The sequence below is a fragment of the Kitasatospora sp. NPDC036934 genome (assembly GCF_055608425.1).
In genome coordinates, this window is record NZ_JBVJQR010000002.1 from 357,109 (window position 1) to 370,603 (window position 13,495).

The following is a 13,495-nucleotide window of genomic DNA, read 5'->3' on the forward strand; positions in this document are numbered from 1 at the left end:
CTGTGCCTGGTGATGGTGGTGAGCGGCGCGGGCTTGACGGGTTCCGTCCGCCCCGGATCATCGAGCAGCGGGGAGCCCGGACGAACGGCGATCAGCCATCTGCCGTGACCCGTGCGGCATCCGCCCTGGTGCTCGTCCTGAGAACCTACCGGCCCGGTGTTGTCCTTCCGACTCGTTCTTGCGCCGCCAGTGGGGCCGCCATAGCGGGGCGAAGACAGCAGCGGCGGACGGCAACGCGGCGGCGCGCGGCCCGCCTCCGGCTTGGGCGAGCACCTCGCGGCCCGGGGCTGAGGCCGCCGTCCCGTGGGTGCCGTCCCGGTCCTCCCCCGAGGGTCCGGGGCGGCACCCTGCTCTTTCAGCCGGCGGCGCCGGCCGCGTCCTGGGGGTACCAGCGGAGTTCGACGGTGTTGCCGTCCGGGTCCTGGACGTAGAGGGAGGTGGCGGTGCCGCGGGCGCCGTAGCGGGGGCCGGGGCCGTCCAGGACGGTGAAGACGCCGGAGTCGACGACGTCCTGCCAGTCGAGGGGCTCGACGACGAGGCAGATGTGGTCGACGTTGGACTCGTGGCGCGGGCGGTGGAACAGGTCGATGATCGTCTCGCCGCTGACCCGGACGGACGGGAAGGAGACCTTGCCGGCCCGCCACTCGTCGACCCGGACCGGCTCCAGGCCGAGCAGGCCGGTGTAGAAGGCGAGCGACCGCTCGATGTCGGCGACGTTGAGGACCAGGTGGTCGAGGGCTACGACGCGCATGGTGATCGGCTCCGGTGGTGTGGGTTCGCTGGTGACGAGGTCCACGATCCTCCGCCCCGGAGCGATCATCAATGCCGGACCACCGTACGATCGTTGAGCGGGACTAAACGATGCGGGTCCAATGCGGGTCCGATGCGGATCTGAGGGGGCGGCATGCTGGAGCGGCTGGAGACCGAGGTCTTCCTCGCGCTCGCCGGGGAACTGCACTTCGGCCGGACGGCCGAGCTGCTGGGCCTGACCACCGGCCGGGTCAGCCAGGTGGTGCGGAAGCTGGAACGCCGGGTCGGCGCACCGCTGTTCGAGCGCACCAGCCGGTCCGTGCGGCTCACCTCGGTCGGACGGCAACTGGCCGAGGACCTCGCCCCGCTGGTGGCCGCGATGGACGAGGCGCTGCGCCGGGCGGTGGACGCCGGTCGCGGGGTGACCGGCGAGCTGCGGGTGGCGTTCCTCGGCGAGTGGACGGCCCCGGTGCTACTCAGGGCGGTCGCGCTGTTCGGTGAGCGACACCCGGACTGCCGGGTGGACGTCCGGGAGGTGCAGCTCTCCAACTCCCGCTCCAGCCTGGAGGACGGCTCGATCGACATCCTGGTCGCCTCCTACCCCTTCGACGGCATGTCGCTGGGCCCGGTGCTGCTCACCGAGCGGCGCGCCCTGGCGGTGCCGGCCGGGCACCCGCTGGCCGCCGAGGCCTCGGTGTCGCTCGAAGTGCTCGGGGACCACCCGGTGGTGCAGTATCCGGCGGTGACCTCGATCGGCTTCAAACGGGACCGCACCCCCGACCGCACGCCGTCCGGCCGCGCCGTCCCCAAGGGCCCCTCGGGCAGAACCTTCTCCGAGATGCTCAGCCTGGTCGCCATGGGCCGGGGCGTGCTCCCGGTCGGCGAGCACTGCCGGCGCTACTACCCGCGCCCCGATCTCGCCTACGTCCCCATCCACGACGCCCCGCCGATCCGGCGCGGACCGGTCTGGCTCCCGGCCAACACCACCGAACGCGTCCGGGAGTTCATCCGCGCCGCGGCCGAGGTGGCCGCCGAGGTGGCGGTCCGGTAGCGGTCCGCCAGTGGCCAGGTTGCGGGAGCTCAGGAGATCGCGCGCAGCCGGGCCGGTGCCGGGGTGGTCAACTCGGCGATGTGGGCTGCGGTTTCGGCGTCGGCGGGGAGCAGGACGAGGAGCTGCTGGGCGTCGGCGGGGAACTCCAGGGTCTCGCGGTGGAGGCGGAGTTCGGGGCCGACGGGGTGCTGGAGGCGCAGCGGGCCGCGGCGGGGCACGAGCTGGTTGGCGAGGCGACGGGTGAACTCCGGGCCGGCGACGGGGGCGAGTTCGGTGCTGAACCATTCGGAGTTCTCGGCGGTGGGGCCGAGCCAGAGGTCGAAGGCCTGTTCGTCGGCGATGTCGTCCCAGTCGGCGAAGAGCGCGCGGGCACGGGGGTCGGTGAAGACGTAGCGGGTGAGGTTGGGGGCGGGGTGGTCCAGGAGGCCGGCGGCGCCGAGGACGGCGGCGTAGCCGGGGGTGTGGGCGAGGACGTCGCCGAGCCGGTTGGTGACGGCGGCGATGCCCGGTTCGAGCAGCCGGAGGGTGTCCCGCACGGTGGGGCGGACGTCGCGGCTGGGCGGGGCCGGGCGGACGTGGTGGGGACAGGCGCCGCCGGTGATCTTGGCGAGGTAGCGCAGGTGGGTGCGTTCGGCGGGGTCGAGGCTGAGCGCGTCGGCGAGGGTGTTGACCACGGCGGTGGAGGGGTTGCGGTCGCGGCCCTGCTCCAGCCGGGTCAGGTACTCGACGCTGATGCCGGCCCGGAGGGCGAGGTCGGAGCGGCGCAGTCCGGGTGAGCGGCGGCGGCCGTGGTCCGGCAGCCCGAGCGTCTCGGGCTGGATGCTGTCGCGCTTTGCGCGGATGAAGTCCCCCAGTGGTGTGCCCATATGACGAGCGTACGGGTGGGGCGGGTGTGGAGGGTGGCCCTGTGGGGGCCAGTCTGGGCACGGTCTGGCTGGGGCCGTCCGGCGGGCGGATCGTGGTGGCCATGGAGAACAAGAGCACGCACAGGCTGGTGGTCCTGGTCGGCAGCGTCCGGGAGGGCCGGTTCGGCCCGGTGGTGTCCTCGTGGGTGGCCGAACAGGCCGCCGCCCACGGAGGGTTCGAGGTCGAGGTGGTGGATCTGGCCGATGTGGAGCTGCCGTTGGCGCTGCCCGCCGCCCCGCCGAAGTACGCCGGCGCCGACTACCCCCGCCCGGCCGGGATGGCGGGGCTGACCGGGGCACTGGAGCACGCGGACGCCGTGCTGATCGTCACCCCGGAGTACAACCACAGCTACCCGGCCTCGCTGAAGGCCGCGATCGACTGGCACTTCACCCAGTGGACGGCCAAGCCGGTGGCCTTCGTGAGCTACGGCGGCGCGGCCGGCGGCCGGCACGCGGTGCTGCACCTGGAGAACGTGCTGAGCGAGCTGCACGCGGTGACCGTCCGGGACGGCCTCGCCTTCCCGAACTACTTCACCGCCTGGACGGACGGCCGCCCGGACGACCCGCGGGCGGCCGGCTACGCCAAGGCCATGTTCGACCAACTGGCCTGGTGGGCGTCCGCGTTGAAGAACGCCCGGGCCGCTGCCCCGTACCCGGCCTGAGCCGGGGGAGGTGAGGACGTGATGGAGTACGGAAAGCTCGGCGGCACTGAGCTGGTGGTCAGCCGGATCGCACTCGGCTGCATGGGCTTCGGCGGTGGCGGGCACGGTCACAACCCCTGGGCGCTGGACGAGGAGGCGGCCGGGCCGGTCTTCCGGCGGGCCGTGGAGCTCGGGATCACCCTCTGGGACACCGCCAACGTGTACGGCGGCGGCGTCTCGGAGGAGCTGGTCGGTCGCGCGGTGCGGCGCTACACCCGGCGCGAGGACATCGTCCTGGCGACCAAGGCGGGCCTGCCGATGCACGACGGCCCGGGCGGTTCGGGGCTGTCCCGGCGGGCGATCCTGGAACAGGTCGACGGGTCGCTCGCCCGCCTGGGCACCGACCACCTCGACCTCTTCCAGCTGCACCGCTTCGATCCGGCGACCCCGGTGGAGGAGACGGTGGCGGCGCTGGCCGAGGTGGTGGCGGCGGGGAAGGTCCGGTACGTCGGGGCGTCCTCGATGTGGGCCTGGCGGTTCGCGAAGCTGCGGCACGCGGCGGCCCTGGCCAGCGGTCCGCTCTTCGTGTCGATGCAGCACCAGTACAGCCTGGTGCAGCGGGAGGAGGAACGGGAGATGTTCCCGCTGCTCGCCGACCAGGGCGTGAGCAGCCTGGTGTGGTGCCCGCTCGCCTCGGGGCGGCTGGCCCGTCCGTACGGGCGGTCGACGGCCCGCTCGGCGGGGGACCCGGTGGCCGGGCGGTTCTTCGCGGACGTGGACCGGCCGGTCGTGGACGCCGTGCAGGCCGTCGCGGCGGGCCAGGGGGTGCCGATGGCGCGGGTCGCGCTGGCCTGGGTGATGGGCAACCCGCTGGTCACCGCCCCGATCGTGGGCGCGACCCGGCCGGGGCACCTGGACGACGCGGTGGCCGCGCTGGACGTCCGGCTGAGCGCGGACGAACGCGCGGCCCTGGAGGCGCCGTACACGCCGCGGCTGCCGACCGGGTTCTGAGCCGGGCCGGTGGCACGGGCCGGCCGCGGGGTGGCGGCCCCGGTGCGGCTCAGCCGACGTCGTCCGGGCCGGTGAAGTCCGGCGGGGTGTAGCCGGGCCCGGTGAAGTCGGGCGGGGTGAAGGCGGCGGGGCGGGCGGTGCGGCCCTCCGGGTCGGTGATGTTGTCGGACCCGGGGCTGGTGAAGGCCGGCGGGCTGTAGCCGGGGCCGGTGAAGTCCGGGCTGGTGAAGCCGGGGGCCGGGCGGCCGGGGACGGCCGGCAGCTGGGTGTGGAGGTACGGCAGCAGGCCGCGGTCGCGCAGGGCGGCGCGCCATTCGCCCCGGGCAGCGGCGAGTTCGGCGGCGAGCTCCGGGTCGGTGCCGGCCGGGACGGCTGCGGCGCCGTCGCGTATGGCGGTGAGCAGCAGGCCGATGACGCCGACGGCCATGGCGGCGGCGCCGGCGGCGAGCGCGACCCAGCCGGCGGTGACCATCGAGCGGCCGAGGGCGAGCCCGGAGTCGGTGGCGCGCAGCAGGTAGCCGACCAGCAGCAGGACGAGTGCGGCGGCCCAGGCGAGGATCGGGGTGAGCACGGTCAGGACGGGGAAGAGCCCGGCGCCGCCGTTGGCGGAGCGCAGCTGGCTGAGCAGCCCGGGGGCGTACGGTTCGACGTCGGTCGGTGGCGGGGGTGTGGCGCGCAGGGTTTCGCGCAGCGCGGTGTAGTGGGCGTACTCGGTGGCGGCCGCGGTGTTGATGCGGTCGGCGTCGCGCAGGCCGAGGACGCGGAGCTGGTCGGCGGTGAGCGCGCCGGGGGTGCGCAGGGCGGTGAGGACGGTGCGGTCGCGCAGGGCTTCGCCGAGGAGGCGCTCGTACTCCGGGCGGTCCTCGGCGAGCAGCGCCGGGGGGTTGGACATGGGGACCCCGTTCATGCGGACCCCGGCCGACAGCGAGGACGCGGGACCGCATCGGGGACGCGGGACACCCTCAGGGCGCCGGGGCGGGCGCGGAGGCGGGCCGCCGGACGGGCGGCCGGGTGTGGTGTGCCTCATGGTAGGGGCGGGGGCGGCCGGGCTGACAGTCGGTTTCCGGAATTTCGCGCCCCGGACCGCGCGCGTGCAGGGGCGTGCACGCTGGGAACAACTGTTCTGGTGATGCCATTGACTGACGTCGAATCAGATGAAGGGTCGGATCGTCGGACGATCGGAGGATGAGTCGGATCGGCGGATCAGGTCGTCGAACGGTCGGACTCGTCGAACGGTCAGATCGGCAGCCGGGCGACCAGCAGCCGGCCCTCCATGGTGACCCCGCCGTCCATCGCCACCGCCAGGTCGTCCGCGTACACGTACGGCCCCGGGATGTGCGGTGGCTGCCCGTCGTCCGCGTGCACCGCGCCGGTGAGGTACGGGATCGGGCTGTGCCCGTGCACGATCCGGGAGCCGCCGAAGGTGTCCAGCAGCTCGTGGACGGCCGTCGGCCCGGCGTCGCCGCGGAAGGCGAAGCGCTTGGTGAAGCGGCGGAAGCAGTCCCACCACTCGTCCACGCTGCCGTCGGCGAGCAGGCTGTGCACCGCGTCGTTGACGTCGGGGATGGACTCGCCGTACTCCAGGTACGCGGTGGTGTCGGAGTGCAGCAGCAGGTGCCCGTCCTCCAGGCCCATCGCGGGCAGCCGGGAGAGCCAGCTGATGTGGTGGGCCTCCAGCCGGTCCAGGTCGTTCTGCTGGCCGCCGTTGAGCCGCCAGGCGGCGAGGAAGGAGGCGGTGCCGGCGGTGGACTGGACGGGCTCGTCGGCGAACTTGGCGGCGCCGAGGAAGAGCAGCTCGTGATTGCCCATCAGGGCGCGGCAGTAGCCGCCGGCCGCGGCGGCCTCGGCGGCGAGCTGCATGACCAGGTCGATGACGCCGATGCCGTCCGGGCCGCGGTCGGTGAAGTCGCCGAGGAACCAGATCCGGGCCCGGCCGGCCGACCAGTGGCCGTCGGCGTCGATCAGGCCCTGGTGGTGCAGTTCGGTGCGCAGCTCCTCCAGGTAGCCGTGCACGTCGCCGACGACGTAGACCGGGCCGGGCGGCTCGCCGGGGCCGGGGGCCGGGTACGGGTAGGTCGGCGCGGCGGGGTCGGGCAGCGGCGGGCCGAGCTCGATGGTCGGCGGGTCGTCGCGGTCGGTGGGCCGGCCGGGGTGCTGCTCGCCGAGCTGGAGGGCCGGGGAGGGCTGGTCGGGCAGGGTGGGCTCGTAGCCGGGGTGGTCCTGGGGCTCGTAGCCGGAGCGGTCCTGGGCTTCGTAGCCGGAGCGGTCCTGGGCTTCGTAGCCGGGGTGGTCCTGGGGTTCGTAGCCGGAGCGGTCCTGGGCTTCGTAGCCGCCCTCGTAACCGCCCTGGTTCCGGTGCGGGAACGCCGGCTGCTGGTCGACCGCGCCGTGGTCGGTGCCGGGCGCCTGGGCGTGCACGGTGTGTCCGTGTTCCTGGCCGTCGACGGGCCAGTGCTGCTCCAGGTAGCGGGCGCCGCCGTAGCCGCTGTAGGTCTCCGCTTCGTACGGGGCGTTCTGGTAGCCCGGGGTGGGCTCGGGTTCGTAGTAGGTGCCGTACGGCAGCACGTCGAGGTCCGGCTGGTGGCGGGGGCCTGAGTGGGGGTGCTCAGGTCCGGGGAAGCGGTCCTCGGGTGTCATTCGCCCATCATAGGAAGACCACTCTCCCGCCGTCGTCACCTGGTGGGTATCCAATCCTCCGGAGCGTCAGCCGGGCGCTCGCGCACGGTCCGTTTTGTCCCGGATCGGTGGTGTTTCGTGGGCTTTTCGTGGGCGTTCCGTCGGCCTTTCGCCGCCGTCCCGCCCCCTGCGCTAGACCTCGCCCGGCGTCCGGGGCGGGCTGACGGTGGTGCGCGGGCTCCGTCGCTGGGAGGAGGCCCGGACGATCAGCTCGGTCGGCATCAGGGTGCCGGGCGGCGGGCCGGTGCCGGCGGTGCGGAAGCGCGGCGGGAAGAGCCGGGCGATGTCCACGCCCGTCCCGGAGTCGACTCCCTCGATGGCGTCGATGAGCAGGTTGACGACGGTGGTGCCGATCTTGCGCGGCTTCAACGAGAGGGTGGTGATCGGCGGCTCGGTGGCCGCGTAGACGTCGCTCTCGCTGCAGCAGACCAGCAGCAGGTCGTCCGGCACCCGCAGGCCGTAGCGGCGGGCGGCGGCGAGCAGGTCGGTGCCGTTGGGGTCGAACAGCCCGTACACGGCGTCCGGGCGGTCCGGGCGGGCGAGCAGCCGGTCGGCGGCGACGGCCCCGGCGGCCGGGTCGTGGGCCGGGTAGGCCTCGTACACCGGCTCCTGGCCGACCTTGGCGCACCAGCCGAGGTAGGCCTCGGTGGAGAGCCGGGTGTAGGTGTCGGTGCTGGTGCCGGTGAGCAGGCCGATCCGGCGGGCGCCGGCCTCGGATAGGTGGTCGAGGATGCCGAGCACGGCGGCCTCGTGGTCGTTGTCGACCCAGGCGGTGACCGGGCAGTTGCCGGGCTTGCCGTCGCTGACCACCGGCACGCCGGACCGGTACAGCTCGCTGACCAGGGGGTCCTGGTCGGGCGGGTCGATCACCACGGTGCCGTCCAGGGCGATGTTGCCCCAGACGTCGTGGCGGGAGGAGGCGGGCAGCACCACCAGCGCGTAGCCGCGGCCGAGGGCGGCGCTGGTGGCGGCTCGGGCCATCTCGGCGAAGTACGCGAACTCGGTGAAGGTGAAGGGCTCTTCGCCGTAGGTCGTGACCGTCAGCCCGATCAGGCCGGATCGTCCGGTGCGCAGGGTGCGGGCTGCCGCCGAGGGGCGGTAGCCGAGGCGCTCGGCGACCTCGCGCACCCGGCTGCGGGTCTCGTCGGGCAGGCGGCCCTTTCCGTTCAGCGCATCGGAGACGGTGGTGATCGACACTCCGGCGGCTGCTGCCACATCCCGGATGCCGGCCCGCTCCAGACGCCTTGAGGTGGTGGGACGCCGACCGCTCTGGTTGGCTGCTGCTGTCATGGCGGACCGATCGTATGGCTCCTGACAAGGGTCTGTGACCGGCGCATCGGAAGCCTTCGGAGATACGTTTCTCCAAGAGTGAGCCGGGGTGCGCTCCTTCGATACCCTCCTGAAACCAGCCGACTTACCTCTGACATGTGCCAAAGGAACCGGGCAGAATGGCTGATCTGCGCCTGTAACCCGTCCGGGCATCTCACTCCTACGGGTGAGGGCGGTCGGTATCGTGCAAGGCACCCGACCGGGGTGGTCCGGGCCCGCCCCGAGATCCCGGGAGCGGAGCCGGGTCCCGGGGTACGGCGGCGATCCCGACCGTGCGACGGCGGGCCGACCGGCAGAGACACGAAGGAGTACGACCGTGAGCAGTGGTACCTCAGCGCAGGGCCCGCGCCTGCGCCCGAGTCTGGACGGCATCCCCACCTACAAGCCCGGCAAGCCGGCCGGCGCCGACGCCTACAAGCTGTCCTCGAACGAGAACCCGAACGACCCGCTGCCCGGCGTCCTGGAGGCGGCGGTCGCGGCGGCCGGCTCGTTCAACCGCTACCCGGACATGGGCGTCAGCGAGCTGACCGCCGTCCTCGCCGAGCGCTTCGGCGTGCCCGCCGAGCACATCGCACTCGGCACCGGCTCGGTCGGCGTCGCCCAGTCGCTGGTGCTCGCCACTGCGGGCCCGGGCGAAGAGGTGATCTTCGCCTGGCGCTCCTTCGAGGCCTACCCGATCATCACCCAGATCGCCGGGGCCACGCCCGTCCCGGTCCCGCTCAAGGACAACGGCGACCACGACCTGGACGCGATGCTCGCCGCCGTCACCCCGGCCACCCGGCTGATCTTCGTCTGCAACCCCAACAACCCCACCGGCAACGTGGTCCACCGCGCCGAGCTGGAGCGCTTCCTGGACGCCGTCCCCGGGGACGTCCTGGTCGTCGTCGACGAGGCGTACATCGAGTTCATCCGCGACCCCGAGGTGCCCGACGGCATCGACCTCTACCGGGACCGCCCCAACGTCTGCGTGCTGCGCACCTTCTCCAAGGCGTACGGCCTGGCCGGCCTGCGGGTCGGCTTCGCGATCGCCCACGAGCCGGTGGCGGCCGCCCTGCGCAAGACCGCCGTCCCGTTCGGCGTCAGCCAGCTCGCCCAGAACGCCGCCGTCGCCTCGCTGCGCGCCGAGGAGGCGCTGCTGGTGCGGGTGGAGGCGCTGGTCGGTGAGCGGGACCGGGTCATCGCCGGGCTGCGCGCCCAGGGCTGGGACGTCCCGGACTCGCAGGCCAACTTCGTCTGGCTCGGGCTCGGCGAGCGCTCGGCGGACTTCGCCGCGGCCTGCGCCGCGGCCGGGGTGATCGTCCGGCCGTTCCCGGAGGGCGTGCGGGTCTCGATCGGCGAGGCCGAGGGCAACACGATCTTCCTGTCGGTGGCGGAGGCCTTCCGCAAGGAGATCGAGGGCTGATCCCTCCTCCTGTTCGGCAGGGGCGCGCTCCGTCGGGGGCGCGCCCCTGCGGCGTTGTCCGGGGGCCCAGCGGGGTCGTCCGTGGCGGGGGCTGCGTCTGCGGCTGCGGGTCGAAGGCCGGCTGAGGGCTGTCTGAGGATGCGCTGCCGGATGGCTGGGGATCGCTGGGAGGCTGCTGGGAGTTCGGCCAACGATCGGCCACGCCCCGACCAAGCCGCCCGCGCGGGGCGGGAGGTTCGGGCGGAATGCCCGGATCCGGTCGATCAGTCTTCTCCCAGCCGGTGCCCAGGGCAGCGCAAGAGCGCCCCGCGAAGCTGTCCGCCATGAAGGTGCTCCCACGGCGGCGAGGCGCCGTCCTCGTCAATTCCGCGCTCGGCGTGGCCCTGCTGGGCGGTGCGGCCCTGGTGTACGCCACGGTCGACGGCAGCGGCGGCACGGCCGCGGCCAAGCCGGCCGCCCGTACCGCGACCGTCACCAAGGGGACGGTCCTGGCCACCGTGTCCGGAACCGGCACGCTGGCCTCCCCGACCGACGCGGCCCAGGACTTCGCCACCGGAGGGCGGCTCACCGCGGTCAAGGTCGCGGTGGGGGACGCCGTCAAGAAGGGCCAGGTGCTGGCGACGGTCGACACCACGGCGGCCCAGCAGCAGGTGGACGCCGCCCAGTCGGCGCTCATCACGGCGAATGCCAACCTCACCAAGGCGCAGGCCGGGGTCACCACGACGACCACCGAACCCCTGCCCGGCGCCACCACCCCTCCGTCGAACAGTGGCAGCGGCAGCGGCAGCGGCGGCGGGGGCGGTGGAGGTCGCGGGGCGGGCGGGAGCAGTACGCCCGCCCCGCAGACCACCACCATCACCACCACCAAGGTCGACGACGCAGCGGTGGCACAGGCCCAGCAGCAGGTCGCGACCGCGCAGACCAACCTCACCAACGCCCAGGCGGCGCTGGCCGGGACGACGCTCACCGCCTCGGTGGACGGCACGGTCGCCTCGGTCTCGGCGAAGGTCGGGGACACCGTGGGCGCCACCGCCACCGGCTCCGCCACGTCTTCGAAGTCCACTGGTGCGAGCGCGAGTTCGGGCTCCCCCAGCGGCTTCATCGTGCTCACCAACCCGACCGGGATGCAGGTCACCGCCAACTTCTCCGAGCTGGACTCGCTCAAGCTGAAGAAGGGCGAGGCGGCCACCGTCACGCTGAACGCCCAGTCCGACACCAAGCTCAACGCGACCGTGCTGTCGGTCAGTTCGCTGCCGTCGAGCAGCGGCAGCGGCGCGGCCGGCTCCTCCGCCGTCCAGTACGCGGCCACCCTCCAGCTCAACGGGGACACCAGCACCCTGCGCACCGGCCTCAGCGCGACCGTCCAGGTGATCACCGGCGAGGCGGACAACGCGCTCTCGCTGCCGACCTCGGCGCTGTCCGGCACCGGCGCCTCGCGGACCGCCACGGTGGTGCACGAGGGCGGCGCCACCGAGCGGGTCGACGTCGGCGTGGGCGTCGAGGGCGACAGCACGGTGCAGGTGGTCTCCGGGCTCAACGAGGGCGACAAGGTCGAACTCCCAACCACCAGCGGCAACAACGGCTTCCCCAGCGGCTCCTTCCCCGGTCTGGGCGGTGGCGCCGGCCGGGGCGGCAGCGGCGGCTTCGGCGTCCCGGGCGGGGCCGGTGGCGGCGGTGGCGGCGGCCGGGGCGGTAAGGGCTGAGCATGCAGCACGTCATCGACAAGCGCGTCCCCGCGCACCCCGTGCCGGTGATCCGGATCAGTCGGCTCACCAAGTCGTACGGGCACGGCGACGCCACCGTGCACGCCCTGCGCGGCCCCTCGCTGCCCGGGACGGGGGAGCCGGCCGGCGTCGACCTGGACATCGAGCAGGGCGACTTCGTCGCGGTGATGGGCAGTTCGGGCTCCGGCAAGTCCACCCTGATGAACATCCTCGGCTGCCTCGACGTCCCCACCTCCGGCCGATACCTGCTGGACGGCACCGACGTCGGCCACCTGGACGAGCAGCAGCTGGCCCTGGTCCGCAACCGCAAGATCGGCTTCGTCTTCCAGTCCTTCAACCTGGTGCCGCGCACCACCGCCCTCGCCCAGGTCGAGCTGCCGCTCGCCTACGCGGGTGTCCGGGCCGCCGAGCGCCGGCGGCGGGCGATGGCCGCGCTCTCCCTGGTGGGGCTGGGCGAGCGGGCCGGGCACAAGCCCAACCAGCTCTCCGGCGGCCAGCAGCAGCGCGTCGCGGTGGCGCGGGCGCTGGTCACGGCGCCCGCCATGCTGCTCGCCGACGAGCCGACCGGCAACCTGGACAGCCGTTCCACGGAGGAAGTGCTGGGCCTGATCGACGGGCTCAACGCCACCGGCCGCACGGTCGTGCTGATCACCCACGAGGACGAAGTCGCCCTGCACGCCAAGCGGGTGCTGCGGCTGGTCGACGGGCAGATCGTCAGCGACGTCCGGCAGGCGCCGGTGGACGGACCCCCGCCCGTCCTGGCCCGGCAGGGGGTGCCCGCGTGATCCTCTGGCAGACGATCCGCTTCGCGGTCGGCGGCCTGGCCGCCAACAAGGTGCGCTCGGCGCTCACCATGCTGGGGGTGCTGATCGGCGTGGCCTCGGTGATCCTGCTGCTGGCGGTCGGCAACGGCTCCTCCCGGGCGGTCAAGGACTCGATCACCTCGCTGGGCACCAACTCGCTGACGGTCAGCTCCGGTTCGGCGGCCGGCGGCGCGCGGGCCACCTCCTCGGTGAAGAAGCTGACGGTCGCCGACGCCAAGGCGCTGGCGAGCGACGCGGACCCGTCCGCGGTCAAGTCGGTCGCACCGGTGGTGACGACGAGCGCGACGGCGCTGTACGGGAACGTCTCGTACAGCCCGGGGTCGGTGGTGGGTACGTACCCCGCGTACTTCGAGACCTCCAACCAGAAGGTCGCGCACGGCGACTACTTCACCGACGACGACGTGCTCGGCTCGCGCAAGGTCGCGGTGCTCGGCGCCACGACGGCCAAGCAGCTGTTCGACACCGAGGACCCGGTCGGCAAGAAGATCGTGCTCGGCGGGACGCCGTTCACGGTGGTGGGCGTGCTCGCCGCCAAGGGCGGCAGCGGGTTCACCGATCCGGACGATGTGGTGATCGCACCGCTGCCGACCGTGCAGAACGCGTTCACCGGGTTCGGGGCGGTCAACCAGATCCTGGTGCAGGCGTCGTCCGCTGACACGACCACTGCGGCGCAGAACGAGATCACCCGGGTGCTGCTCGGGACGCACGCGATCGCCGACCCGACCAAGGCGGACTTCCGGATCACCAACCAGGCCTCGCTGCTCACGGCGAGGGAGAGCACGACGAAGACCTTCACCGTGCTGCTGGGCGCGGTCGCGGCGATCTCGCTGCTGGTCGGCGGGATCGGGATCACCAACATCATGCTGGTGACGGTGACGGAGCGGACCCGGGAGATCGGCATCCGCAAGGCGCTCGGCGCCCCTCGGGCCGTCATCCTCGGGCAGTTCCTGACCGAGTCGACGCTGCTGTCGGTGATCGGCGCGGGGTTGGGCGTGGCGGCGGGGATCCTCGGCTCGCACTTCAGCATCGTCGGCATCAAACCGGTGGTGATCCCGGCGTCCGTGCTCGGCGCCTTCGGCATCGCCGTCGCCATCGGACTGTTCTTCGGCAGCTACCCCGCCAACCGGGCCGCCTCACTGCGGCCGATCGACGCCCTCCGGCACGAGTAGGAGCACTTTCTTC

At 73.3% G+C, this 13,495-nt stretch carries 12 protein-coding genes; 7 read left to right on the top strand and 5 right to left on the bottom strand.

All coding sequences use genetic code 11. From position 1 onward, the window contains the following. Positions 1–355: 355 nt before the first annotated feature. Positions 356–751 (bottom strand): VOC family protein, encoded by a 396-nt coding sequence (locus ACZ7BZ_RS04370; RefSeq protein ID WP_470357171.1) that lies wholly within the window; start codon positions 749–751, stop codon positions 356–358. Positions 752–904: 153 nt separating this feature from the next. Between ACZ7BZ_RS04370 and ACZ7BZ_RS04375 the strand changes: the two genes are divergently transcribed. Next, entirely contained in the window at positions 905–1,801 is an 897-nt protein-coding gene (locus ACZ7BZ_RS04375) for a LysR family transcriptional regulator (RefSeq protein WP_470357034.1), read from the top strand. Positions 1,802–1,830: 29 nt separating this feature from the next. Here ACZ7BZ_RS04375 and ACZ7BZ_RS04380 read toward each other — a convergent pair whose 3' ends face one another. After that, positions 1,831–2,667: a helix-turn-helix domain-containing protein gene (locus ACZ7BZ_RS04380; protein WP_470357035.1), complete on the bottom strand. Its 837-nt coding sequence runs from the start codon at positions 2,665–2,667 to the stop codon at positions 1,831–1,833. A gap of 101 nt (positions 2,668–2,768) precedes the next feature. On the opposite strand from ACZ7BZ_RS04380, the gene ACZ7BZ_RS04385 reads away from it, so the two are divergent. After that, complete coding sequence (locus tag ACZ7BZ_RS04385; protein ID WP_470357172.1) at positions 2,769–3,368, top strand: NADPH-dependent FMN reductase; 600 nt, start codon at positions 2,769–2,771, stop codon at positions 3,366–3,368. Positions 3,369–3,389: 21 nt separating this feature from the next. Continuing rightward, positions 3,390–4,358, top strand: coding sequence for an aldo/keto reductase (locus ACZ7BZ_RS04390; RefSeq protein WP_470357173.1), 969 nt, complete (start codon positions 3,390–3,392; stop codon positions 4,356–4,358). Positions 4,359–4,407: 49 nt separating this feature from the next. On the opposite strand, the gene ACZ7BZ_RS04395 is transcribed toward ACZ7BZ_RS04390, so the two are convergent. The 3 genes from ACZ7BZ_RS04395 to ACZ7BZ_RS04405 form a co-directional block, all read right to left on the bottom strand. Then, the gene (locus ACZ7BZ_RS04395) at positions 4,408–5,250 is read right to left on the bottom strand and encodes a hypothetical protein (protein WP_470357036.1); all 843 of its coding nucleotides are present in this window, start codon (positions 5,248–5,250) and stop codon (positions 4,408–4,410) included. 344 nt (positions 5,251–5,594) lie between these two features. Beyond that, complete coding sequence (locus ACZ7BZ_RS04400) at positions 5,595–6,995, bottom strand: metallophosphoesterase (protein ID WP_470357037.1); 1,401 nt, start codon at positions 6,993–6,995, stop codon at positions 5,595–5,597. A gap of 171 nt (positions 6,996–7,166) precedes the next feature. Next, positions 7,167–8,324: a LacI family DNA-binding transcriptional regulator gene (locus tag ACZ7BZ_RS04405; RefSeq protein WP_380452502.1), complete on the bottom strand. Its 1,158-nt coding sequence runs from the start codon at positions 8,322–8,324 to the stop codon at positions 7,167–7,169. 355 nt (positions 8,325–8,679) lie between these two features. Here ACZ7BZ_RS04405 and hisC point away from each other — a divergent pair, with 355 nt between their 5' ends. The 4 genes from hisC (at position 8,680) to ACZ7BZ_RS04425 (ending at position 13,482) form a co-directional block, all read left to right on the top strand. Then, positions 8,680–9,765: a histidinol-phosphate transaminase gene (gene hisC, locus ACZ7BZ_RS04410; RefSeq protein ID WP_470357038.1), complete on the top strand. Its 1,086-nt coding sequence runs from the start codon at positions 8,680–8,682 to the stop codon at positions 9,763–9,765. A gap of 323 nt (positions 9,766–10,088) precedes the next feature. Next, the gene (locus ACZ7BZ_RS04415) at positions 10,089–11,468 is read left to right on the top strand and encodes an efflux RND transporter periplasmic adaptor subunit (protein WP_470357039.1); all 1,380 of its coding nucleotides are present in this window, start codon (positions 10,089–10,091) and stop codon (positions 11,466–11,468) included. A 2-nt stretch (positions 11,469–11,470) separates the two neighbouring features. Then, positions 11,471–12,274, top strand: coding sequence for an ABC transporter ATP-binding protein (locus tag ACZ7BZ_RS04420; RefSeq protein ID WP_380452508.1), 804 nt, complete (start codon positions 11,471–11,473; stop codon positions 12,272–12,274). Then, on the top strand, positions 12,271–13,482 hold the full coding sequence (locus ACZ7BZ_RS04425) for an ABC transporter permease (protein WP_470357040.1): 1,212 nt from the start codon (positions 12,271–12,273) through the stop codon (positions 13,480–13,482). Before ACZ7BZ_RS04420 ends, ACZ7BZ_RS04425 begins: the two co-directional genes overlap by 4 nt. Positions 13,483–13,495: the final 13 nt, after the last annotated feature.